This is a genomic window from Pseudomonas sp. 20-5 (genome assembly GCF_056782835.1).
On the sequence record NZ_CM165584.1, the window covers coordinates 2,280,936 to 2,303,482 of the forward strand.

24 protein-coding genes and 1 tRNA gene are annotated in these 22,547 nt (G+C 67.2%); 11 read left to right on the forward strand and 14 right to left on the reverse strand.

Annotation, left to right across the window (positions count from 1 at the left end; all coding sequences use genetic code 11):
- Window positions 1–94 precede the first annotated feature (94 nt).
- The 3 genes from AC1RB9_RS10700 to thpR all read right to left on the reverse strand — a co-directional run bounded on the left by AC1RB9_RS10700 (window position 95) and on the right by thpR (window position 2,846).
- On the reverse strand, window positions 95–1,117 hold the full coding sequence (locus tag AC1RB9_RS10700; protein ID WP_003452388.1) for a lipase secretion chaperone: 1,023 nt from the start codon (window positions 1,115–1,117) through the stop codon (window positions 95–97).
- 49 nt (window positions 1,118–1,166) lie between these two features.
- Window positions 1,167–2,102, reverse strand: a complete 936-nt coding sequence (gene lipA / locus AC1RB9_RS10705; protein WP_003090955.1) for a triacylglycerol lipase — start codon at window positions 2,100–2,102, stop codon at window positions 1,167–1,169.
- Window positions 2,103–2,297: 195 nt separating this feature from the next.
- Window positions 2,298–2,846, reverse strand: coding sequence for an RNA 2',3'-cyclic phosphodiesterase (gene thpR, locus AC1RB9_RS10710; RefSeq protein ID WP_023116983.1), 549 nt, complete (start codon window positions 2,844–2,846; stop codon window positions 2,298–2,300).
- A 176-nt stretch (window positions 2,847–3,022) separates the two neighbouring features.
- Here thpR and AC1RB9_RS10715 point away from each other — a divergent pair, with 176 nt between their 5' ends.
- Window positions 3,023–3,340, forward strand: coding sequence for a hypothetical protein (locus AC1RB9_RS10715; RefSeq protein WP_003452382.1), 318 nt, complete (start codon window positions 3,023–3,025; stop codon window positions 3,338–3,340).
- 12 nt (window positions 3,341–3,352) lie between these two features.
- On the opposite strand, the gene greB is transcribed toward AC1RB9_RS10715, so the two are convergent.
- From greB to AC1RB9_RS10730, 3 genes are read right to left on the reverse strand one after another with little or no spacing between them, the layout of a single operon-like run.
- Window positions 3,353–3,859, reverse strand: a complete 507-nt coding sequence (gene greB / locus AC1RB9_RS10720; RefSeq protein WP_003090951.1) for a transcription elongation factor GreB — start codon at window positions 3,857–3,859, stop codon at window positions 3,353–3,355.
- 51 nt (window positions 3,860–3,910) lie between these two features.
- Window positions 3,911–6,403 carry an ABC transporter permease gene (locus AC1RB9_RS10725; protein WP_078465430.1) on the reverse strand — a complete coding sequence of 831 codons (2,493 nt, stop codon included), beginning with the start codon at window positions 6,401–6,403 and terminating at the stop codon, window positions 3,911–3,913.
- A gap of 8 nt (window positions 6,404–6,411) precedes the next feature.
- Window positions 6,412–7,095: an ABC transporter ATP-binding protein gene (locus AC1RB9_RS10730; protein WP_003090949.1), complete on the reverse strand. Its 684-nt coding sequence runs from the start codon at window positions 7,093–7,095 to the stop codon at window positions 6,412–6,414.
- Between the two features lie 10 nt (window positions 7,096–7,105).
- Here AC1RB9_RS10730 and tesA point away from each other — a divergent pair, with 10 nt between their 5' ends.
- From tesA to AC1RB9_RS10745, 3 genes are all read left to right on the forward strand, one after another.
- Entirely contained in the window at window positions 7,106–7,711 is a 606-nt protein-coding gene (tesA, locus tag AC1RB9_RS10735; protein WP_003114753.1) for an esterase TesA, read from the forward strand.
- Between the two features lie 55 nt (window positions 7,712–7,766).
- Window positions 7,767–8,045: a hypothetical protein gene (locus AC1RB9_RS10740; protein ID WP_003452378.1), complete on the forward strand. Its 279-nt coding sequence runs from the start codon at window positions 7,767–7,769 to the stop codon at window positions 8,043–8,045.
- Between the two features lie 77 nt (window positions 8,046–8,122).
- On the forward strand, window positions 8,123–9,094 hold the full coding sequence (locus tag AC1RB9_RS10745) for a L,D-transpeptidase family protein (RefSeq protein WP_003090946.1): 972 nt from the start codon (window positions 8,123–8,125) through the stop codon (window positions 9,092–9,094).
- 123 nt (window positions 9,095–9,217) lie between these two features.
- Here AC1RB9_RS10745 and oprI read toward each other — a convergent pair whose 3' ends face one another.
- Both oprI and AC1RB9_RS10755 read right to left on the reverse strand, forming a co-directional pair.
- Window positions 9,218–9,469: an outer membrane lipoprotei OprI gene (gene oprI / locus AC1RB9_RS10750; RefSeq protein ID WP_003090944.1), complete on the reverse strand. Its 252-nt coding sequence runs from the start codon at window positions 9,467–9,469 to the stop codon at window positions 9,218–9,220.
- A 416-nt stretch (window positions 9,470–9,885) separates the two neighbouring features.
- A tRNA-Ser gene (locus tag AC1RB9_RS10755) sits at window positions 9,886–9,975 on the reverse strand.
- Window positions 9,976–10,130: 155 nt separating this feature from the next.
- On the opposite strand from AC1RB9_RS10755, the gene earP reads away from it, so the two are divergent.
- Window positions 10,131–11,261 (forward strand): elongation factor P maturation arginine rhamnosyltransferase EarP, encoded by a 1,131-nt coding sequence (gene earP, locus AC1RB9_RS10760; protein ID WP_003452377.1) that lies wholly within the window; start codon window positions 10,131–10,133, stop codon window positions 11,259–11,261.
- A gap of 42 nt (window positions 11,262–11,303) precedes the next feature.
- A complete protein-coding gene (gene efp / locus AC1RB9_RS10765; RefSeq protein ID WP_003090942.1) occupies window positions 11,304–11,870 on the forward strand; it encodes an elongation factor P in 567 nt (188 codons plus the stop codon).
- Between the two features lie 87 nt (window positions 11,871–11,957).
- Here efp and ohrR (AC1RB9_RS10770) read toward each other — a convergent pair whose 3' ends face one another.
- The 3 genes from ohrR (AC1RB9_RS10770) to AC1RB9_RS10780 all read right to left on the reverse strand — a co-directional run bounded on the left by ohrR (AC1RB9_RS10770) (window position 11,958) and on the right by AC1RB9_RS10780 (window position 14,028).
- Window positions 11,958–12,386 (reverse strand): organic hydroperoxide resistance protein OhrR, encoded by a 429-nt coding sequence (gene ohrR / locus AC1RB9_RS10770; protein ID WP_003104171.1) that lies wholly within the window; start codon window positions 12,384–12,386, stop codon window positions 11,958–11,960.
- A 144-nt stretch (window positions 12,387–12,530) separates the two neighbouring features.
- A complete protein-coding gene (ohrR, locus tag AC1RB9_RS10775) occupies window positions 12,531–12,986 on the reverse strand; it encodes a hydroperoxide stress response transcriptional regulator OhrR (RefSeq protein ID WP_003090940.1) in 456 nt (151 codons plus the stop codon).
- Between the two features lie 85 nt (window positions 12,987–13,071).
- Entirely contained in the window at window positions 13,072–14,028 is a 957-nt protein-coding gene (locus AC1RB9_RS10780; protein ID WP_003104167.1) for a LysR family transcriptional regulator, read from the reverse strand.
- Window positions 14,029–14,128: 100 nt separating this feature from the next.
- On the opposite strand from AC1RB9_RS10780, the gene AC1RB9_RS10785 reads away from it, so the two are divergent.
- On the forward strand, window positions 14,129–14,878 hold the full coding sequence (locus tag AC1RB9_RS10785; protein ID WP_003114755.1) for a sulfite exporter TauE/SafE family protein: 750 nt from the start codon (window positions 14,129–14,131) through the stop codon (window positions 14,876–14,878).
- A gap of 1 nt (window position 14,879) precedes the next feature.
- Here AC1RB9_RS10785 and AC1RB9_RS10790 read toward each other — a convergent pair whose 3' ends face one another.
- The gene (locus tag AC1RB9_RS10790) at window positions 14,880–15,734 is read right to left on the reverse strand and encodes a LysR substrate-binding domain-containing protein (RefSeq protein ID WP_003090936.1); all 855 of its coding nucleotides are present in this window, start codon (window positions 15,732–15,734) and stop codon (window positions 14,880–14,882) included.
- A 96-nt stretch (window positions 15,735–15,830) separates the two neighbouring features.
- On the opposite strand from AC1RB9_RS10790, the gene AC1RB9_RS10795 reads away from it, so the two are divergent.
- The gene (locus tag AC1RB9_RS10795; RefSeq protein WP_003104163.1) at window positions 15,831–16,064 is read left to right on the forward strand and encodes a DUF1127 domain-containing protein; all 234 of its coding nucleotides are present in this window, start codon (window positions 15,831–15,833) and stop codon (window positions 16,062–16,064) included.
- Window positions 16,065–16,146: 82 nt separating this feature from the next.
- Window positions 16,147–17,355: a winged helix-turn-helix domain-containing protein gene (locus tag AC1RB9_RS10800; protein WP_003110986.1), complete on the forward strand. Its 1,209-nt coding sequence runs from the start codon at window positions 16,147–16,149 to the stop codon at window positions 17,353–17,355.
- A gap of 40 nt (window positions 17,356–17,395) precedes the next feature.
- Here AC1RB9_RS10800 and AC1RB9_RS10805 read toward each other — a convergent pair whose 3' ends face one another.
- On the reverse strand, window positions 17,396–18,742 hold the full coding sequence (locus tag AC1RB9_RS10805) for a class II 3-deoxy-7-phosphoheptulonate synthase (protein WP_003117352.1): 1,347 nt from the start codon (window positions 18,740–18,742) through the stop codon (window positions 17,396–17,398).
- Between the two features lie 175 nt (window positions 18,743–18,917).
- On the opposite strand from AC1RB9_RS10805, the gene AC1RB9_RS10810 reads away from it, so the two are divergent.
- Entirely contained in the window at window positions 18,918–19,667 is a 750-nt protein-coding gene (locus AC1RB9_RS10810; RefSeq protein WP_003119872.1) for a spermidine synthase, read from the forward strand.
- 25 nt (window positions 19,668–19,692) lie between these two features.
- Here AC1RB9_RS10810 and AC1RB9_RS10815 read toward each other — a convergent pair whose 3' ends face one another.
- Window positions 19,693–20,484: a crotonase/enoyl-CoA hydratase family protein gene (locus AC1RB9_RS10815; RefSeq protein WP_003104155.1), complete on the reverse strand. Its 792-nt coding sequence runs from the start codon at window positions 20,482–20,484 to the stop codon at window positions 19,693–19,695.
- Between the two features lie 343 nt (window positions 20,485–20,827).
- Here AC1RB9_RS10815 and AC1RB9_RS10820 point away from each other — a divergent pair, with 343 nt between their 5' ends.
- Window positions 20,828–22,498 (forward strand): DEAD/DEAH box helicase, encoded by a 1,671-nt coding sequence (locus AC1RB9_RS10820; protein ID WP_003114758.1) that lies wholly within the window; start codon window positions 20,828–20,830, stop codon window positions 22,496–22,498.
- The last annotated feature ends 49 nt before the right edge of the window (window positions 22,499–22,547 follow it).

The following is a 22,547-nucleotide window of genomic DNA, read 5'->3' on the forward strand; positions in this document are numbered from 1 at the left end:
TTTCCGCCTCGCCGGCCACGCCAGGGCTGCACCCCTGAGGGTAGCGTTATCCGCCGAAGCGCCCTTCGCCGCGTTCTCGGCGTTTCCGTGCCGGTCAGCGCTGCTCGGCCTGGCGCATCTGTTCCAGCGCGCCCAGGCGCAAGCGTTCCTGTTCGCTGAAGCGCTCCTCGGCCAGGCGTTCGACCGCCGCGCGGCGGTCGGCTTCGCTCAGCCCGGCATTGCCTTCGATCCGGCTCTTCTCGGCGAAATAGTCGTCCAGCCGGCCCTTCCAGGCCGAGCGTTGCCGATCGAGTTGCTCCAGGCGGGTGGTGGCTTCGGCGCCCACCAGTTGCTGACGCATCTGGCGGATGGCTTCCGGGCCGGCGCCAGCGGCCTGGAGGGCGGCGGTCTGCTGCTGCAGTTCGCTTTGCAGTTGCGGCAGCACGCTTTCCTGCTGGTCTTCCGGCAGGCTGGCGCGCAGGCGGTCGATGGCGGCGGCCTTTTCCTCGGCGCTGAGCTTGCCGTCCTGGCGGATCGCCAGGCGCTCCAGGGTGAACTGGTTGTAGGTTTCCTCGTCGGCGAAGAACGCCACGTGCGCTTCGTTGCTGAAGATCCGCGCGCGCAGGGCTTTCACCGCGGCTTCCCGCTGGCGCAGGGCGTCGAGGTCGGCCAGGCGCGGCAGGTCGCGTTCGAGCAGCACCAGTTCCTTCTTGTAGTCGATGTATTGCTGCATCAGCGCCAACGCCTGGCCGCGCGCCGGCTCCTGGAGTTCGGCGGCGATGTAGGCGCGCAGGCGGTCCAGGCTTTGCTGCAGGGGCTCTTCGCCGACGGCGCTGAGGAAGTAGTCGAACAGGTTGCGGATGTCGCGGGTGATCAGCAGGTTGCCGCTGGCGTCGACACTGAAACTGCCATCGACGCTGGTGCCCCTGAAGGAGGTTGGCAGCGGCGCGACCTTGGCCGGCATGACCTGGGGGGCCGGCACCGCTTCTCCCGCGGAGGCTGCTGGCGGGGCGCGGTCTGCGCCCGCCTGCGGGCTGGCCGGGGGCGCCGTCTCGGGGGCGGGGGAAGGTTCCAGCCAGACGAACCAGGCCAGGCTGGCGGCGAACGCCAGTGGAATCAGCAGGAGGATTTTCTTCACGCGAGGGGGCTTCCGGGAAAGGGCCGGGGCCGAGGCCCCGGCCGGGGTCCTACAGGCTGGCGTTCTTCAGGCGGTTGGCGTGCTGGCGGTAGACGCTGACCGGGCTGGTCTCGAACAGGCTGGTGAGGCCGAAGACCTGGTTCACCTCGTCCAGGTGGTTCATCCGGTAGTTGTCGCGGATCACCATGCCCAGGTGTGAACTGCAGGTGCCGACCAGGCCGTCGTTGGCGGTGCCGTTCTTGAAGGTCAGCGACGAGGCGCCGAGGAAGGCGTCGCTCGGATCGAGGAAGTTGGTCAGCGGCGAGGAACCGCTCCAGGAGTAATAGCTCACGCCGTTGACCTTGTAGGCGCCTTCGCCGCAGGCCGAGGTGGGGATGCCCTGCGGGTACTTGGCGTTGAAGCGCGCGGCCCCCTCGCTGTTCAGCGACTCCAGCGAGCCCAGTGAATTCTGCGTACCGGTGCTGCCGCTGGAAAGGAAGCTGATCAGCGCGCCGAGGCTGTTGACCAGCCCGGAGAGGACTGCCTCGCCGGCCGAACCCGGTGGGATCTGGCGCAGGAAGTCGGCGGTGTCCGAACCCTTGTGCGGGGCGCCGACGCTGGTGGCGGAAGCGATCAGGTCGGGACGTACGGCGGCGACGTAGCGGATGGTCGGCCCGCCGTGGCTGTGGCCGATCAGGTTGACCTTGGGCTGGCCGCTGAGGGCGACGATTTCCTCCACCTGTTGCAGCAACTGCTCGCCGCGGACTTCCGAGGTGTCCAACTGGCTGACTTCGGTGACGTAGACCTGGGCACCGTCACGGCGCAAGGCGCTGGGAATGCCGAACCAGTAGTCGACCCCGAGGATGTTGTCGAAGCCGAGCATGCCGTGGGCCAGCACGATGGGGTATTTGGTCTGGGTGTAGGTGCTGGCCTGGATCAGCGGGCTGGCAGCGAGAGAGGCGAGGCCGATGGCCAGGCCGAGGGGGAGCAGAGACTTCTTCTTCATGTTGTTCTCATCTCAGGTTGATGGGGCCGAGGGGCGCGTCCTGCCAGCCATCGCCCGAATCCTTCCGGGAGAACCGCTTCGCTGTCCCTTGCGCAGGAACCGTGCCAGCTTCGGCTTTTTTCCTCCAGGCCAGGAAATCCGCGGCTTCCTGGCGGCCGGTCATAACCTGCGTGGCAGAGCGGAAGAGGCGGGTTGTTACGGCGCGAAACGCTCGTTTGAATCTTCCCCGCACAACGCCCAGCGACCGAGTGTGCGGTAGCGCACGCCCGCGGCGTCGTTTTGCGAGCAAAACAGGCTGAAATGGTCGACCTGCCATACGAAGGTTGGGGGTAGCGGGGCGTCCTCCAGCGGCGCGGCATCGCGAGCCAGGGTCAGATGGGCGCTGAATGGGCGGGTTTCCACGGGCAGCTCCAGTTCGGCAAGGCCGGAGCGCAGGGCACGGCGCAGGCGCAGGAGGGCGCCGGGCGGTTGGCTGGGTGCCAGCAGCAGGATGCCGTTCCTCCAGCGCAGCAGGCGGTCGAGACACAGGTCGAAGGGCGCGGCCTCGATGGCCGCGGCCATGTCCAGCAGGGCCTCGAGCCGAGCGGACGGGACCTGCCCGAGGAAGGCCAGGGTCAGGTGCAGGTTCGCCGTCGCCACCTGGCGTCCGGGCAGTGGCCGGCCATCGCGCCACCGGCCGACCCGCTCGGCGAGGGGAGGTGGACAGGGCAGGGCGAAGAACAGGCGAAGAGAGCGATCGGGCATGGGCGCCTCCGCGTGTTTCTTGACAGTCTCCATGCGGCTTTTCTAGGATGCGCGTGCGCCGATTTAAACAGCAACTTGCGGGGCGCCCGGCAGCAGCCGAAATACCGCTAAAGCGCTGGCTCGGTGTTGCCTCTCACCGCTGTCCAGCGGGACCGAAGAGGCGGAGACATGACGTCATGACCTGTCCCAGCACGCAATTGCGCCTGGCACCCATCACCACCGGCCTGGTCCGGCGGAACCCGAGGATTCTCCTCAGCGGCCCACACCAGCCGACCCTCGTCCGTTACCTCGAAGGCTGGCCGAAGCGCTGGAACGGTTCGCGTACCTTCCTTATCCAGTTCGCCCAGGACGGCAAGGACCTAGCGCGCTTCCCCAGCGACGCGTTCGACTTCGCCGTGGTCCAGGCCCCCGAGGCGGAAGAGCTGGACCTGGTGGTCCGGCAACTGATCCGGGTCGCCCGCCAGGGCCTGATCACCCGCCGTATCCTGCGCTGAGCGCGTGACCCCTCAGGGCGCCGGCGGATACTCGATCTCGACGACGAACCAGAGCTTTTCCCCGGCCGGGGTGCGCACCAGCACCTCGGCGTCAAGCTCCTTGCCGACCAGTGCGCGGGCGAGCGGCGAGTCGATGCTGATCTGGTTGTTGCGCAGGTCCAGTTCGTCGGGGCCGACGATGCGATAGCGGGCCTGCTCGCCGTCTTCGTCTTCCAGGGTCACCCAGGCGCCGAAGTACACCCGGTTCGGATCCGCCGGCCGCTCGCCGACCACTTTCAGGTTCTCCAGGCGCTTGCGCAGGAAGCGCACGCGGCTGTCGATCTCGCGCAGCATCTTCTTGCCGTAGATGTATTCGGCGTTTTCCGAGCGATCGCCGAGGGCGGCGGCTTCGCTGACCGCCTGGGTCACCTGGGGACGGCGCACGTGCCAGAGTTCATGCAGCTCTGCGCGTAACCGCGCGGCGCCCTCCGGAGTGATCAGCGGGGTGCCGGCGGTGCGCGGTGGACGATAGCGACTCATGGTTCGGGTGGTTCCACAAATGAACGGATTAAAGCCTGCCAGTGTATCCGATCAGCCCTCGCGCAGGACCCGCAGCGGGCTGCTGTTGAGGGCGCGACGGGTGCCTAGCAGGCCGGCGCCGCCTACCAGCACGGCGCCCACCAGAGGCAGTGCGAGCAACCAGGGATGCGCTTGCCACGGCAGGTCGAAGACCAGTCGGTAGAGCAGCAGGCTGACCGCCTCGCAGCCGAGCGCCGCGAGCAGGCCGCTGACTGCGCCGAGCAGGGCGAACTCCACCCGCCGGGTACGTTGCAGCAACTCGCGCTCGGCACCCAGCGCGCGCAGCAGGGCACCCTGGCGCACGCGCTCGTCGAGGGTCGCCTGGAGACCGGCGAAGAGCACCACGAAACCCGCCGCGAGAACGAACACCAGCACGTACTCCACGGCCAGGGTGACCTGGTCGAGGATGCTCCGCAGCTGGCTCAGCAGGGCGTCTACCGGCAGCAGGGTGACGGTGGGGAAGGCGCGGGCCAGTTCGACCAGGTCGCGTTCCTGGCTGGCCGGCAGGTAGAAGCTGGTCAGGTAGGTCACCGGCAGGTCGGTCAGGGTGCCGGGCTGGAAGACCATGAAGAAGTTCGGCTGGAAATTGTCCCACTTCACCTTGCGCAGGCTCTGGACCTGGACCTCGCGATTCTGCCCGGCGACGCTGAAGGTGAGCCGGTCGCCGACCTGGATGCGCAGGTTGGCGGCCAGCTTCTCTTCCACCGACACGCCCGGCAGGGCCCCCGGCTGCGGCGCGCTCCACCAGCGTCCGGCGGTGAGCTGGTTGCCGGAGGGCAGTCGCTCCGACCAGGTCAGGCCGAGGTCGCGCTGCAGGGCACGCTCGCTGCGCACGTCTTCGTCGAGCGCCTGGACCGGCTTGCCGTTCACCGCTACCAGGCGCCCGGGAACCATGGGGAACAGCGGCTCGGCGCCGGGGGAGAGCTTTTGCACGCGACGTTCGAAGGCGTCCTTTTCCGTCGGCAGGATGTTCAGGGCGAAATGGTTGGGGGCGTCCGGCGGCAACTGGGCCTGCCAGGTATCCAGCAGTTCGCCGCGAAGCAGGGCGATCAGGGCCATGGCCAGCAGGATCAGGCCGAAGGCCAGGCTCTGTCCGGCGGCGGCCAGTGGGTGCCGCAACAACTGGCCGAGTCCCAGCCGCCATGGCAGGCTGGCACGCGCCAGTGCCCGGCGCAGGCCGTTCAGGCCGAGCAGCAGGAGAGCGCCGAGCACCAGCGTGGCGACCAGGCCGCCGCCGAGCAGGGCGAGGGTCAGCTTCAGGTCGAGACTCAACCGCCACATGATCAGGCCCAGGGCGAGCAGGGCGCAGGCGTAGGCCATCCAGGTGCGCATCGGCACCGGCAGCAGGTCGCTGCGCAGGACCCGCAACGGCGGTACCCGGCCCAGGGCTGCCAGCGGCGGCAGGGCGAAGCCGGCCAGCGCTACCAGGCCGGTGGCGATCCCGGCGAAGGCGGGGAACAGGCCGCCGGCTGGTACGTCCGGCGGCAGCAGCGTGGCGAGCAGGCGGAACAGGCCGAGCTGCGCCAACCAGCCGAGCAGGGCGCCGATGGCGCTGGCGAGCAGGCCCAGCAGCAACAGTTGCAGCGCGTAGAGGAGCAGGGTTTCGCTGCGCGACAGACCGAGGCAGCGCAGCAGCGCGCTGGCGTCGTAGCGCCGTGCAGCGAAACGGGCGGCGGACAGCGCCACGGCGACGCCGGCGAGCAGCACCGCGGCCAGGCTGGCCAGGTTCAGGTAGCGCTCGGCACGGCCGAGGGCATCGCCCACCTGGCGGTTGCCGTCGCGGGCATCCTGCAGGCGCTGGTTGGCGGCGAGGCTGCCCTTGACCTGCTGGCGATAGGCCTGGAGGGCTTCCGGCGGGCCTTCCCACAGATCGCGGTAACGCACCCGGCTGCCCGGCTGGACCACCCCGGTGGCATCGAGGTCGGCCAGGCTCATCATGGCGCGGGGCGTCAGGCTGTAGAAGTCGCCGGCGCGGTCCGGCTCGTAGGTAAGGATGCGCGCGATGCGCAGCGGCTTGCGGCCGATCTCGATGCTGTCGCCGACCTTCAGGTCGAGGCTGACCAGCAAGCGCGATTCGACCCATACCTCGCCCGCCTGCGGACGACCGCCGGCCTGCTCGGCGGCGAACGGCGCGGCAGCGCTCTTGAGCTGGCCGCGCAGGGGGTAGCGGTCGCCGACCGCCTTGATGCTGCTGAGCTGGATGCCCTGGTCGGTGGCGATCACGCTGGAAAACTCGACGCTGTCGGCGTGGCGCAGGCCCAGACGGGTGCCGCGTTCGATCTGTTCGGCGCTTGCCGGCTGGGTACCGTTGAGCACCAGATCGGCGCCGAGGAACTCGGCGGCGCGGGCGAGCATGGCGCCGTTCAGGCGGGCGCTGAAATAGCCGATGGCGGTGCTCGAGGCGACCGCGATCAGCAGGGCGAAGAACAGCACGCGCAGCTCGCCGCTGCGCGACTCGCGGAACAATTGGCGACCGGCGAGGCTCAGCAGGCGGGAGAGGGGCACCGGCTTCATCAGGGTTCGACCCGGTCGATCAGGCGACCGCTTTCCAGACGGATCAGGCGCCGGCAGCGATGCGCCAGACGCTCGTCGTGGGTAACCAGGACCAGGGTGGTACCGCGTTCGCGGTTGAGTTCGAAGAGCAGGTCGCTGATCCGCTCGCCGGTGGCGCTGTCGAGGTTGCCGGTGGGTTCGTCGGCGAACAGCACGTCCGGCTCCGCCGCGAAGGCACGGGCAATGGCGACCCGTTGCTGCTCGCCGCCGGAGAGCTGGCGCGGATAGTGGCCCAGGCGTTGGCCGAGGCCGACTCGCTCGAGCAGTTCTCTGGCGCGCTGGCGAGCGTCGGCGCGGCCTTCCAGCTCCAGGGGCAGCATCACGTTCTCCAGCGCATCGAGGCTGTCGAGCAACTGGAACGACTGGAACACGAAGCCTACATGGGCCGCGCGGACGCGCGCCCGCTGGTCCTCGTCGAGGTCGCCGAGGGCGTGCCCGGCGAGACGGACCTCGCCGCCGCTGGGCTGGTCGAGCCCGGCGAGCAGGCCGAGCAGGGTCGACTTGCCGGAGCCGGAGCTGCCGACGATCGCCAGGCTGTCGCCGCGGGCGAGGTCGAGGGAGAGGTCGTGGAGGATGGTCAACTTGCCTTCCGCGCTACCGACAACCTTGCTAAGGTTCTGCGCGTTGAGAATGCTGGCGCTCATGGAGGTTCCGATGCGTGCATTGCTGTTGAGCGGCTGCCTGGCCCTGGTCCTGCTGACCCAGCAGGCCGCGGCGCAGACGCTGTTGGTCGTGGGCGATAGTATCAGCGCCGCTTTGGGACTGGATACCAGCCAGGGCTGGGTCGCCCTGTTGCAGAAGCGCCTCGCCGACGAAGGTTACGACTACCGGGTGGTGAACGCCTCGATCAGCGGCGACACCTCCGCGGGCGGCCTGGCGCGCCTGCCGGCGCTGCTTGCCGAGGAGAAGCCGGCGCTGGTGGTGATCGAGCTGGGAGGCAACGACGGGCTGCGCGGAATGGCACCGGCGCAATTGCAACAGAATCTTGCCAGCATGGCGCAAAAGGCCCGGGCGGAAGGAGCGAAGGTGCTGCTGCTGGGTATCCAGTTGCCACCGAACTACGGCCCGCGCTACATCGAGGCCTTTTCCAGGGTCTACGGCGCGGTCGCGGCGCAGGAAAAGACCGCCCTGGTGCCGTTTTTCCTCGAAGGGGTCGGCGGGGTCCAGGGGATGATGCAGGCGGATGGCATCCATCCGGCGCTCGCCGCCCAGCCGAGGCTCCTGGAAAATGTCTGGCCGACGCTGAAACCGCTGCTTTGAGACTTCCCCGGGAAACCGCTTTCGGCTAAGGTTGCGCACCCCTCAGGAGCCCCCCATGCCGCGTCCCGCCTGGACCCTCTACGCCTATCAACTGATCGAGCCCGACGATCAGCTGGACCTGTTCGCCTGTCGCGAGGTCCGGGTGCATGTGGTGGCGCGTCAGCTGGAGCTGGATACCCCGGCGGACCGCACGCTTTGCGGCAAGCTGCTGCCGGCCCAGCCGCGCTGGCAGCAGCTGGAACGGGCGCGTCTGCGCGACCGGCTGCTGTGTCCCGATTGCCGGAAACAACTGGAGGCGGAAAAGCGCGGGGAGCGCCTGTCCTGGTTGGTCTGAGCCCTCCCGGTGAAACCTGGCGGGGTGTTACACTGTCTTTCCTACTCCTTCATCGCACTCGCCAAGGATTCTCCGGAATGTTGTCGCGCGTACCCGTTGTCTCACTGTCTTTCGCCGCGCTGCTTTCGGCCGGCTCCGCATCGGCCCTGGAACTGCAGCTCCCGCCTCCGGGCGAGGACGTCGTCGGCCAGGTCCAGGTGATCAAGGCCAAGTACGAGGACACTTTCGCCGACCTCGGCGAGCAGTACAACCTGGGCTACAGTGAAATGGTCGCCGCCAACCCCGGTGTCGATCCCTGGCTGCCGGGCGTCGGCACCGAGGTGATCATCCCTACCCGCTTCGTGCTGCCGCCTGGCCCGCGCGAAGGCGTGGTGATCAACCTGGCCGAATACCGCCTGTACTACTACCCGAAAGGGCAGAACGTGGTGCACACCTATCCGCTGGGCATCGGCCGCGAGGGCTGGGGTTCGCCGATCGCGAACACCCGCATCACCGCCAAGACCAAGGACCCGGCCTGGTATCCGCCGGCCTCGATCCGCGCCGAGCACGCCGCCGATGGCGATCCGCTGCCGACCGTGGTGCCGCCGGGCCCGGACAATCCGCTGGGGCCGTACAAGCTGACCCTGGGCGTGCCGGGCTACCTGATCCATGGTTCGAACAAGAAGTTCGGCATCGGCACCCGCACCAGCCATGGCTGCTTCCGCATGTACAACGCCGACGTGACCCACCTGTTCTCGATGATCAGCGTCGGCACCAGCGTGCGTATCATCAACGAGCCCTACAAGTTCGGCGTGAGCAACGGCAAGGTCTACCTGGAGGCGCATACGCCGCTGAACGACCATGGCGACCCGTCGGTGGTGGACAAGCACACCGCGGTGATCAACACCCTGCTCAAGCGCGACGACCTGGCCAAGCGTATCCAGTTGAACTGGGACGTGGTCCGCGAAGTGGTGGCCTCGGAGGATGGCGTGCCGGTGGAAATCGCCCAGGAATCGGCGCCGGCGATGACCGCGACGGTGGATAGCGATCCTACCCAGCTTACGCCCTGACGGAGAGCGTCGAGGCAGAGGCCCGCGTACCCGCAAGGGACGCGGGTTTTTTCATGCCCGGCGAAACGCAGGCATAAAAAAACCGGCCCCGAGGGACCGGTTTTCAACAGGTCGTGAGACCTATTACTTGCGGCTGGCTTTTTCCAGCATGCGCAGGGCACGCTCGTTAGCCTCGTCAGCAGTCTGCTGAGCTTTCTGAGCAGCGCCCAGAGCTTCGTCAGCCTTGCGATAGGCTTCGTCAGCGCGAGCCTGAGCACGAGCAGCTGCGTCTTCGGTAGCGGTCAGACGAGCTTCGGTTTCTTTGGAGTGGCTGCTGCAACCGGTGGCCAGAACAGCAGCCAGAGCCAGAGCAGAGAATTTCAGAACGTTGTTCATCGTGTTCCCCTTAAGGTGGACATTTCCATAACAGCAATCTCCCCAGCCGGGGAAATTAGCCGGCTACATACTACCCATTACTTGTAGTAAGTAAACTGACCAAGCGCAAGCCGAGCAACTTTTTTTTTAGTCCCCCCGACTTTAGCAGTAGTTGGAGTGTCGTTTGTTCAAAAAATATCCAGCGTGCGGCGCAAGTAAGCAATTTCCCGGACCTTGGCTAGAGTTGCTGCAAGAGGCGGGGGATGAGGGCTGCCGGGTTGTCGAGAATGTTCCGCCGGAGTGGCTGGCGCTTATCGACTTGGCGGGGAGTGGCAAGTAACAACTAAGTTGCCAGCATGTTGCCGGAAATGCCGTAAGTATTGGTGCGGAAATGAAAAAGGCCCGGCTAACTTGATTAGCCGGGCCTTCTTGCGATCTGGCGGTGAGGGAGGGATTCGAACCCTCGATACGGTTTCCCGTATACACACTTTCCAGGCGTGCTCCTTCAACCACTCGGACACCTCACCAGGTTCTCGACAGCGCCGTGTCTGTCGAGGCGCGCAATGTACTCGAACATTTCCCGCTTGGCAAATATTTTTTTAACTTTTTCATCGGCTTAGGTCGTCGGAGGAAAGTCCGCGGGGTGCCTTGGTAGACTGCCGGGCACGAAGAGGAGAGGCGGATGGCGAGCTGGGAGATTTTCTGTAGCGTGGTCGACAACTATGGCGACATCGGCGTCACCTGGCGCCTGGCTCGCCAACTGGCCGCCGAGCACGGTCAGGCCGTGCGCCTGTGGGTGGACGAGCCGCAGGCCTTCGCCCGGATCTGTCCGCGGGCGGACCCGGCGGCGCACGTGCAGTGCCTGGATGGGGTCGAAGTGCGTGCCTGGGGCCGACCGTGGGCACCGGTGGCGGCCGCCGATGTGGTGATAGAGGCCTTCGCCTGCGAACTGCCGGAGGCGCACCGGCAGGCCATGCGCGAGCGCAAGCGGCCGTCCCTGTGGCTGAACCTGGAGTACCTGAGTGCCGAGGAATGGATCGGCAGTTGCCACGCATTGCCGTCGCTGCAGGCGTGCGGGCTTTCCAAGTACTTCTTCTTTCCCGGGTTCCGCGAGCCCAGTGGCGGCCTGTTGCGCGAGGCCGGCCTGCTGGAACGTCGGCGCCGTTTCCAGGCCTCCGTCTCGGAGCAGGATGAGTTTCTCGCCTCTCTCGGCGTGCGGCGGAAGGTTGGCGAGCGACTGATTTCGCTGTTTGCCTACGAAAACCCGGCGCTGCCTGGCTGGCTGGAACAACTGCGCGACGCCCGCCAGCCGAGCCTGCTGCTGGTGCCGGAAGGGCGGGTGCTGGCGGATGTCGCCGATTGGCTGCGGGTGGCTACCCTGGCCGTCGGGGACGTCCACGTGCGCGACGCGTTGCGGGTCCAGGTGCTGCCGTTCATGGCGCAGGACGACTACGATCGCCTGTTGTGGTGCTGCGACCTGAACGCGGTGCGCGGCGAGGATTCCTTCGTTCGCGCGCAGTGGGCGGGACGGCCGCTGCTCTGGCACATCTATAGACAGGAAGAGGAGGCGCACCTGGCGAAGCTCGAGGCATTCCTCGAACTCTATTGCGCCGGCCTGCCCGCCGACCTGGCGGAAAACCTGCGCACCTTCTGGCTGGCGTGGAACGCCGGCGGTGGACTTGCCGGGGCCTGGGAGGGGCTGGAGAGGCAACTGCCCGAGTGGCGTCGGGAAGCGCAGCGCTGGGCCGACGAACAGGGCATGCGTCCGGATCTTGCGGCAAGGCTGGTGCAATTTTACGCAGATTGGCTATGATACGCGGCCTGATTTTTTGTCTTTCATCCATCGGATATTCGTATGAAAACCGCTCAAGAGTTCCGCGCCGGCCAGGTTGCCAACATCAATGGCGCTCCCTGGGTCATCCAGAAGGCCGAGTTCAACAAGTCCGGCCGTAACGCTGCCGTCGTCAAGATGAAGCTGAAGAACCTGCTGACCGGCGCCGGTACCGAGACCGTGTTCAAGGCCGACGACAAGCTGGAGCCGATCATCCTCGATCGCAAGGAAGTGACCTACTCCTACTTCGCCGACCCGCTGTACGTCTTCATGGACAGCGAGTTCAACCAGTACGAGATCGAGAAAGACGATCTGGAAGGCGTGCTGACCTTCATCGAAGACGGCATGACCGACATCTGCGAAGCCGTGTTCTACAACGACAAGGTGATCTCGGTAGAGCTGCCGACCACCATCGTTCGCCAGATCGCCTACACCGAGCCGGCCGTCCGCGGCGACACCTCGGGCAAGGTGATGAAGACCGCGCGCCTGAACAACGGCGCCGAGCTGCAGGTTTCCGCGTTCTGCGAAATCGGCGACTCGATCGAGATCGATACCCGCACCGGCGAGTACAAGTCCCGCGTCAAGGCCTGATCCTTTCGTGCGACGAGAAAAAGCCCGGCATTCGCCGGGCTTTTTCGTTTCCGCTGTCCGCCGCCGCGGCGCGGAGAGTCGGAAGCTTCAGACCGACACGTTCAGGCGTACGTCGATATTGCCGCGGGTAGCGTTGGAGTAGGGGCAGACCTGGTGGGCGGCGGCTACCAGCGCTTCGGCGGCTTCGCGCTCCAGGCCCGGCAGGTTGATGTGCAGTTCGACCTCCAGGCCGAAGCCGCCGGGAATCTGGCCGATGCCGACCTTGCCGGTTATCGAGGCGTCGGCGGGAAGGGTCTGCTTGCGCTGGCCGGCAACGAACTTCAGGGCTCCGATGAAGCAGGCGGAGTAGCCGGCGGCGAACAGTTGTTCCGGGTTGGTGGCCGCGCCGCCCTGGCCGCCCAGTTCGCGCGGAGTGCTGAGTTTCACGTCGAGCACGCCGTCCGAGGATACCGCACGGCCGTCACGGCCTCCGGTGGCGGTTGCGGTTGCGGTGTAGAGAGCCTTGATGGTTTGCATGAGGGTCACCTGTCTGATTTGTACGTTAAGTTCTTGCGCGCTAAGTAAGTGCGTGAAGCGAAATTTATCGTCATGTTATTTTGTGCGCAAGATAATTCGTTGGAAGATTTGGCGATAAAAACCAGACAGGTAGGTATAAGCCCCTCAATCCGGTGCTTGCAGGTTGCCGCGCAGGGCCAGCAGCTCATCCTTTAGGGCGACCAGTTGTGGCAAGTCGAGGCCGGTACTCTCCAGGATGCAGGCGGGAATGCTCTCGGCCTGTCGCTGCAGGGCGCGGCCCTTGTCGGTCAGGCGCAGCAGGACTACCCGCTCGTCTTCGCTGCTGCGAGTGCGGGTAATCAGACCTTCGCCCTCCAGGCGCTTGAGCAGAGGCGTGAGCGATCCCGGGTCGGTAAGCATGCGTGCGCTGATTTCGCCCACGGTCAGGCCGTCGCGTTCCCACAGCACCAGCATGGCGATGTACTGCGGATAGGTGAGGCCGAGCGCTTGCAGCAGGGGCTTGTAGACCTTGGTCATCTGCAGCGAGGTGGAATACAGGGCGAAGCACAGCTGGTTGTCCAGCTTGAGCTGCTCGCAAGGGGTGGTGGGCAGTCGGGACATGGCTGTCTTCCAAGTAAGTAGGGCACTGTGCATGAATTTAGCGTAGTGGCTATTGGCTTTCCAGGTTTCCCGCCGGGTGGTGTCCTCAGCGCTCGCCGAGACGCTGCTGCAGGGCCTGGTCCCAGGGCGGCGGAAAGCCGAAGCGCTCGCGGAGGAAAGCCAGCAGCAGACGGGTTCGCGAACTGGCTTCGCGTTCCAGGCGCAGGGCATAGATGCAGGTGGGCTCGGCGGCGGGCAAGCCGTCGTCGCAGAACAGCGCCTGCAGTTCGCCGCGCAGCAGGTACTCGCTGCACAACCAGGTCGGCAGGTGGGCGATGCCGAGGCCGGCCAGCGCCGCGTCGACCATCGCTTCGGCGTTATTGGTGGCCAGCCGCGCCCGTTTCGGCCGCAGGTGCTGGAGCTTGCCGTCGTGCTGGAAGCGCCAGGCATAGGGTGGCGACAGGTTGTCCCAATCGATGCCGGCATGCTCCGGCAGTTCGCCTGGGGATGCGGGAACGCCGTGTTCGCGCAGGTATTCCGGGCTGGCGCAGACCACCCGCACCATCGGCGCCAGCGAGGTGGCCACCAGGCGGCTGTCGGGTAGCGGGCCGGCGCGCAACACCAGGTCGACCTCGCCGAGATGTTCGCCCTGCAGGTCGATGAAGCTGCCGATCAGGCGCAATTGCACGTCGAGGCCGGGGTTGGCCTTGAGGAAGTCGGCGACCGCCGGGGCCAGGTGGCGGCGGCCGAAGGGCACCGGCGCATCGATACGGATCAGGCCCTGCGGCGCGGTGCTCAGGGACACCGCTTCGGCACGGGCCAGGCGCAGTTCGGTGACGATCCGCCGGGCGCGGTCGGCGAAGGCCAGGCCGGCCGGAGTAGCGCGCACCGCATGGGTGGTGCGCACCAGCAGAGTGCTGCCGACGGCGCGTTCCAGGGCGTCCATCCGGCGCGCCACGGCGGACGGGGTGAGCGGGTGCTTGCGCGCAGCGGCGGAGAAGCTGCCGCCATCGAGGACATCGAGGTAGAGAACGAACTGTTCGCTGAGGGTATCGGGCAACATGCTCATGCCTTTGCGTAATTGGCATAGCCATTGTGCTTTCTTGTGCGTTTCCCATCCAGCCACGCTTGCCTAGCATGGAGGCGTCGAAAGAGGGGCTGACATGCTGGATGTATTTCTCGATTTCCTGCTGGGGATGGTGCTCGGTTGCCTGGGCGGTCTGTTCGGGATAGGCGGCGGCTTGCTGGCGATCCCGGCGCTGGGGGTGATCTTCGGTCTCGACCAGCAACTGGCGCAGGGTACCGCGCTGGTGATGGTGGTACCGAACGTGGTGCTGGCGTTGTGGCGCTACCACCAGCGCAACCGCATCGATCCGCGCCAGGCCGGAGTCCTTGCCCTGACCGGCCTGCTTTGCGCGTTCCTGGCGTCCAGCGTGGCCGCGCGGATCGATGCGGCGCGGATGCGCGAAGCGTTCGTGATCTTCCTCCTGGCGCTGGCCGGCTACATGTTCTGGCGCCTGTTCCGGCGCCCGCCGCAGGGCGGCGCGACGCCGCGCTACGGTTTGCCCTGGATGGGCGTGCTGGGCCTTGGCGCGGGCTCGCTCGGCGGGCTTTTCGGGGTCGGTGGCGGGGTGCTGGCGACACCGGTGCTGACTTCGGTGTTCGGCCTCGCCCAGGTCGTCGCCCAGGGCCTCGCGCTGGCCCTGGCCGCGCCGAGCACGGCGGTGGCGCTGGGGACCTACGCCATGCACGGCCATGTCGACTGGCGGATGGGGATCCCCCTGGCGCTGGGCGGCCTGCTGAGCATTTCCTGGGGCGTGAGGCTGGCCCACGCCTTGCCCGAGCGCAGCCTGCGCATGGCCTTCTGCGCCTTCCTCGCATTGTGCGCGGTGCTCCTGCTGGTGCGCGGTTGAGTCAGAGACGGAAGCCCTCGCCGATGTATTCGGCGAGCTTCTCGGTGACCGGTGACTGGCTGTGCGGGTTGCGCATCAGCATGATGCTGGCCGAGGGCAGGGCGGGCAGGCCCTCGCTCTCGTCGAGGATGCGCAGGTTGCCGGTGAGCAGGCTGCGCAGTTGCACGGTCACGGCGAGGCCGGCGCTGACCACCGCGAACAGCGCCGACAGGCTGGGGCTGCTGTAGGCGATGCGGTAGTCCAGTTCCGCCGCCTCCAGGGCGTTGCAGGCCCAGGCCCGGCAAAAGCAGGTGGTGTTGAACATGGCCAGCGGGATCGGCCGCTGGTCGTGGGGGCAGAAGCCCTCGGCGGCCATCCAGACGAAGGGCTCCTGGCGCAGCAACTGGCCGATCTCGGTGCCCGGCTCGCGGGTGACGATGGACAGGTCGAGGTCGTTGCGCGCCAGCAGGTTGAGCGAGGTGTCGCAATGCACCTCGACCTGCACCAGCGGATAGGCTTCGGCGAAGCGCGACAGGATCGCCGGGAGGAAGCGCATCACGTAGTCGTCCGGGGTGCCGATGCGCACCGAACCGACCATGTGCGGGCGGCGCAGGGTGTTGAACACCTCGCCGTGCAGCTTGAGGATCCGCCGGGCATAGCCGAGCAGCACCTGGCCTTCGGCGGTGAGGCGGGTCTGCCTTCCGTCGCGCTCGAACAGCGAGCGCTGCAGGACGTCCTCCTCGAGCCGCTTCATCTGCATGCTGACCGCCGACTGGGTGCGATTCACCGCCTCCGCGGCGCGGGTGAAACCACCGTGCTCGGCGATGGCGACGAAGGTGCGGAGCAATTCCGTATCGATGCCGGGCTGGTAGCTCATTCATCAATCTCCAAGATGCATTGCATAAGAATGATTCGTTGGATTGATCCTATGCCTGGCGGGACACTGTGCCTATCCCGAACGGAGGGCAAGACGATGAAAGGTCAACAGGATTATTTCGGCAGTCACTTCCACGCTGCATCCCATCCCGCCTCGACCGCTGCGCCGTCGTTGTGGCGTCGCTGGCGGCGCTGGTTGCAGTTGGCCCGCGAGCGCCGGGAACTGCTGAGGATGAGCGACGAAGCGCTGAAGGACCTCGGCCTGAGTCGGGCGGATATCTTCCAGGAGGGCGAGCGGCATTTCTGGGACGACCCGCTGCGTCGGCATTGAGCGAACCGCAGCGGCGCGCCAGGCTGGCACGGCGGCGGAGGCGCGATAGACTCGCAGTCTCCTTCATCGACTGGGGCGCTCCATGAGTCTTTCGCTTTCCCTCGCCGAAGCCCGCCGCCTGGCCCTGGCCGCGCAGGGCTTCGACGGCCGGCGGACGCGCCGCAGCGTGCAGCGGCGGCATCTGCGCGAAATGCTCGCGCGCCTTGGCCTGTTGCAGATCGATTCGGTGAATGCGCTGGTGCGCTCGCACTACCTGCCGCTGTTTTCCCGTCTCGGTCCCTACTCCATGACGTTGCTCGACGAGGCGGCCTGGAGTGTCGGCCGTCACCGCCAGTTGTTCGAATACTGGGGGCACGAGGCCTCGCTGCTGCCGCTGGAACACTACCCGTTGATGCGCTGGCGGATGCGCCAGGCCGCCGACGGCCAGGGCATCTACCAGCAACTGGCACGTTTCGGCCGGGAACAGCAGCCACTGATCCGCCAGGTGTTGCAGGCGGTGCGCGAGCAAGGTGCGCTAGGTGCCGGCAGCCTGAGCACGCGGCAGGAGCGGGCCGGTCCCTGGTGGGACTGGAGCGCGGAAAAGCATGCGCTGGAATGGCTGTTCGCCGCCGGCGAGCTGACGGTGGCCGGACGGCGCGGCTTCGAGCGGCTCTATGACCTGCCGGAGCGGGTGTTTCCCGCGGAATTGCTGGCGCGCCCCGAGCTTTCGGAGGCACAGGCCCAGCGCGAGCTGTTGCGGATGGCGGCGAGCGCCCTGGGCGTGGCCACCGAAAAGGACCTGCGCGACTACTATCGGCTGAGCCCGGCGCAGAGCCGCGCGCGCCTCGCCGAACTGGTGGAGGCTGGCGAGCTGCTGCCGGTCCGGGTCGAGGGCTGGAGCCAGCCGGCCTACTGCCCCGGCGAACCGCAGGTGCCGCGGCGGCTAGGCGCCAGTGCCTTGCTCTCGCCCTTCGACTCGTTGGTCTGGGAGCGGGCGCGGGCCGAGCGCCTGTTCGATTTCCGCTATCGCCTGGAGATCTACACGCCGAAGGAAAAACGCGTGTACGGCTACTACGTGCTGCCATTCCTGTACAACGGCCGTCTGGTCGGCCGCGTCGACCTCCGCGCCGAGCGGGCGCGCGAGCGCCTGGCGGTGCATGCGTTGCATGCCGAGGCGAACGGCATGGACGATGCCGCCCTGCACGAGCTGGCCGAGCAGCTGCGCAGCATGGCCGCCTGGCTGGGCCTGGCGACGGTGGCGATCGAGGGGCGCGGGGAGTTGGCGGTACGCTTGCGCGGGGTGCTGCTCTAGCGAACGCTCCCGCCGGGCGGCGGGAGCGGCCGCGGCGCGCTCAGCGGCGCACCTGCTTCAGGGTTTCGGCGATCAGGAAGGCCAGCTCCAGCGACTGGTCGGCGTTCAGCCGCGGGTCGCAGTGGGTGTGGTAGCGGTCGCTGAGGCCGTCTTCGGTGATCGGTCGCGAACCGCCGATGCACTCGGTGACGTTCTGCCCGGTCATCTCGATGTGGATGCCGCCGGCGTAGCTGCCTTCGGCCTGGTGCACTTCGAAGAACTGGCGGACTTCGGCGAGCACGCGGGCGAAGTCGCGGGTCTTGTAGCCGCTGGAGGCCTTGATGGTATTGCCGTGCATCGGATCGGAACTCCACAGCACCTGGCGGCCCTCGCGCTGGATGGCCTGGATCAGGCGCGGCAGGTGGTCGCCGACCTTGTCGGCACCCATCCGCACGATCAGGTTGAGGCGGCCCGGATCGTTGTCCGGGTTGAGAATATCGATCAGGCGGATCAGCTCTTCGCTGTCCATGCTCGGCCCGACCTTGACCCCGATCGGATTGCCCACGCCGCGCAGCATCTCGACATGAGCGCCGTCGAGCTGGCGGGTGCGGTCGCCGATCCAGAGCATGTGCGCCGAGCAGTCGTACCACTCGCCGGTCAGGCTGTCGCGGCGGGTCAGGGCTTCCTCGTAGTTCAGCAGGAGCGCTTCGTGGGCGGTGAAGAAGCTGGTTTCGCGGAGCTGCGGCGCGCTGTCCAGGCCGCAGGCGCGCATGAAGGCGAGGGTCTCGTCGATGCGGTCGGCGAGTTGCTGGTAGCGCTCGGCCAGCGCCGAGTTGGCGATGAAATCGAGGTTCCAGCGGTGCACCTGGTGCAGGTCGGCGAAGCCGCCCTGGGCGAAGGCGCGCAACAGGTTGAGGCTGGCGGTGGACTGGTGGTAGGCCTGCAACAGGCGCTCCGGGTCCGGCACGCGGCTCTTCTCGTCGAAGCCGATGCCGTTGACGATGTCGCCGCGATAGGCGGGCAGGGTCACACCGTTCTGCGTTTCGTCGCCGGAGGAGCGCGGCTTGGCGAACTGGCCGGCCATGCGCCCGACCTTCACTACCGGGCAGCCGGCGGCGAAGGTCATTACCACCGCCATCTGCAACAGTACCTTGAAGGTATCGCGGATCTTCGCCGCGGAAAATTCGGCGAAGCTTTCCGCGCAATCCCCGCCCTGGAGCAAGAAGGCGCGTCCGGCGGTGACTTCGGCGAACTGCCGGCGCAGCTCGCGAGCCTCGCCGGCGAAGACCAGCGGCGGGTATCCGGCGAGGGTCTGCTCGACCCTGGCCAGGTGCGCGGCATCGGGGTACTCGGGTTGTTGCTGGATCGGCTTGGCCCTCCAGCTCTCGGGGCTCCAGGACTGGCTCATCTACGACTCTTGGCAATGCTCGGGAAAGCGGATTGCGGCATGGTAGAGCAGCTCGCCGCAGCGCCGCCAGCGATCGTTGCAATAGCGGAAATCCATCGTCGGGCCGGCTTTGCTATGCTGCGGTGCTTTTGCCGGAGCGCCTGGCGATAGCCGGCGAAGCGGCGGGGGGAGGTGAGTGGTGAGCGAAGAACGTCTGCTGGTCGAGGAGCGCGACGAATACGGGGTCATCCGGGTCATCGAGTCCGGCGACTATCGCTTCCTCGAGTTCGGCGACGGTGTCGAGCAGAGCTGCGTGTTCATGCCCGATCCGGCCTGGCTGGAATACGACTACACCCGCGCCATGCTGCTCGGCGGGCTCTGCCATTCGCAACCGCGTCGCGCGTTGTTCCTCGGTTTCGGCGCCGGCAGCCTGACCCAGGCCTGCCTGCGCCACCTGCCGCTGGAGGAGGCCGAGGCCATCGAGCTGCGCCCGGCGATACCGCGCCTGGCCCGCGAGCATCTGGGGCTGCGCGACGACCCGCGCCTGCGATTGCGCATCGGCGACGCACTGGAGAGCCTGGGCGAATGCGCGGAGGCCGACCTGATCTTCCTCGACCTCTATACCGATACCGGCCCGTCGGCCGCGCACCTGGCCTGGAATTTCCTCGGTGCCTGCCAGGAGCGCCTCGCCGAGGATGGCTGGCTGGTGATCAACCAGTGGAGCGGCACCGATGGCAAGCCGCTGGGCGCGCCGCTGCTGCGCGGGCGCTATCACCATCATTACTGGGAGTGTCCGGTGGCCGAGGGCAACGTGGTGATGCTGGTGCCGGCGAACCTGGCCCTCGAACTCGACCAGGAAGCCCTGCGGACGCGTGCCGCGGCGCTGGAGCCGCAACTCGGCTATTCGTTGCAGGGCTATATCGACAGCCTGCGCCCGGCCCAGTAGCCAGGGCGCGCGGACAAGGGCCCGGCTAGCGTCCTTCGAAGCGTCCCGGGCGGCGTTCCTGGAGAGCGCGCAGGCCTTCCTTGGCGTCCTCGCTGTCGAGCAGGCGCCTGGCGGCTTCCGGCAACGCAGCGGCGGCGACCGCTTCGCCTTCCAGCAGGGCCTGGCGCGCCGAGCCGAGGGTGGCGCGCACGCCCAGCGGCGCCTGGGCCGCGACCCGTTCGGCGAGGGCGATGGCGTGGTCGAGGAGGTCCTCCGGGGCGGTGACTTCCTGCACCAGGCCGAGACGATAGGCTTCGTGGGCGTCGAATTCGTCGCCGGTGAGCAGCCAGCGCATGGCGTTGCCCCAGCCGGCGACCTGGTGCATGCGCAGTGTCGCGCCACCGAACGGGAGGATTCCGCGCTGCACTTCGAGCTGGGCGAAGCGCGCGTTGCTGGCGCAGAGGTTGATGTCGGCCGCCAGCATCAGTTCGATGCCGATGGTGTAGCAGTAGCCTTGCACGGCCACCACCAGCGGCTTGCTTGGACGCCGGCCGCCGAAGGTGCCCCAGGGATCGACGGCGCCTTCGGGGAGTTTCCAGCCCTGGCGGAAGGTCTCGCCGACATTGGCCAGGTCCAGCCCGGCGGTGAAATGCTCGCCGTGGGCGAAGAGCAGGGCACAGCGCAACTGGTCGTCGGCCTCGTATTCGCCGAGCGCGGCGACCAGGTCGTCGAGCATCGGCAGGTCGAAGGCGTTGCGCTTGGCCACGCGGTCGAGGCCGAGCAGCAGCAGGTGGCCGCGCCGTTCGCGGCTGATGCGTCCTGGGAGGGTGTCGTTCATGCGGCGGTTTCCTGGCGGGGGGCGGGCAACGTCGGTATAGACGTCTGGAATCGGGATGTCCATTGTCAGTCTCTCCGATGACGCATGTCGGAAAAAACGCACACAAACGTCAAAATTCCGGTATGATGCGCGCCGGTCAAAACTGACCCCGTTCAGGACCTGCATTTTTCGGAGCGCTGTGCTCTGGCTGTGTATCCGCTCTGCGGATTTCCTTTACGTAATCTTCTAATTCAAAAGCAATCTCGCAAATCCCCGCCCCAGCTGCCTGGGTGGCCGTTTCGGCCGTACAGGGCATGAGCAGCCATGGGTCATGGGTCTTTGCGGATGTATACGAGGCAAACCCATGACTCAGGAAACCGTCGGCTTCGCCGCGCTCGGTATTCACCCCAATGTGCTCGCGGCAATCGTCGCCGTAGGCTACGAAGAGCCTTCGCCTATCCAGGCTCAATCGATTCCGCTGATCCTCGAAGGCCACGACATGATCGGCCAGGCGCAGACCGGTACCGGCAAGACCGCCGCGTTCGCCCTGCCGCTGCTGTCGCGCATCGACCCGAGCCGCCGCGAGCCGCAGATGCTGGTGCTGGTGCCGACCCGCGAGCTGGCCCTGCAGGTCGCCACCGCCTGCGAAACCTATTCCAAGCAATTGCCGGGCGTCGGCGTGGTCGCCGTCTACGGCGGCGCGCCCATGGGGCCGCAGCTGAAGGCCCTGCGCCAGGGCGCACAGATCCTCGTCGCTACCCCCGGCCGCCTGTGCGACCACCTGCGCCGCGACGAGAAGCTGCTGGCCACCGTCCAGCGCCTGGTGCTCGACGAAGCCGACGAGATGCTCAAGCTCGGCTTCATGGACGACCTGGAAGTGATCTTCGAGGCGCTTCCCGAATCGCGCCAGACCGTGCTCTTCTCGGCGACCCTGCCGGCGTCCATCCGTGGCATCGCCGAGCGCCACCTGAAGCAGCCCAAGCACGTCAAGATCGCCGCCAAGACCCAGACCGTGGCGCGCATCGAGCAGGTCCACCTGATGGTCCATGCCGACCAGAAGGCCGGTTCGATCCAGCGTCTGCTGGAAGTCGAGCAGTTCGACGCGCTGATCGCCTTCGTCCGCACCAAGCAGGCCACCCTCGACTACGCCGAATTGCTCGAGCGCCAGGGCTACCGCGCCGCCGCGCTCAACGGCGACATGCCGCAGGCCCAGCGCGAGCGGGTCATCGAGTCGCTGAAGGACGGTTCGCTGGACATCGTCATCGCCACCGACGTTGCCGCCCGGGGCCTGGACGTACCGCGCATCACCCACGTGCTGAACATCGACATGCCGTACGACCCCGAGTCCTACGTGCACCGCATCGGCCGTACCGGCCGTGCCGGCCGGGAAGGGCGCGCGCTGTTGCTGGTGACTCCGCGCGAGCGGCGCATGCTGCAGGTGATCGAGCGGGTCACCGGGCAGAAGGTCGGCGAAGTCCGCCTGCCGGATGCCGAGACCGTGCTGGAGGCCCGCCTGGCGCGCCTGGCCGCGAGCCTGACGCCCTTGCTCGACAGCGCCGTCGAGCAGCGCGGCGCGGTGCGCGACGAGCTGTGCCGTCGCCTCGGCTGCGATGCCGAGACCCTGGCCGCCGCATTGCTGGCACGCCTGACCGCCGGCAAGGCGCTGGACCTGGAGTCGGTGCGCCGCGAACAGCCGCTGACCCCATCGGCACCGCGCGAGCGTGCCGACCGTGGCGAACGCGGCGAGCGTCCGGAGCGCAGCGGCGAGCGTCGTCCGATGGCGCCGCCGAGCGAAGGCCGTGCCCGCTGCCGCACTGCCCTCGGCGCGCGCGACGGGGTTGCGGCGAAGAACCTGCTGGGCGCGATCCTCAACGAGGGCGGCCTGTCCCGCGAGGACATCGGTCGCATCCAGATTCGCGATACCTTCAGCCTGATCGAGCTGCCCGAGGCCAATCTCGAGCGCCTGCTGACCAAGCTCAAGGACACCCGCGTCGCCGGCAAGGCCCTGCGCCTGCGCCGCTATCGCGAGGACTGAGGTCCAGCGCGATGAACAAAAGCCCCGCTTCGGCGGGGCTTTTTCATGG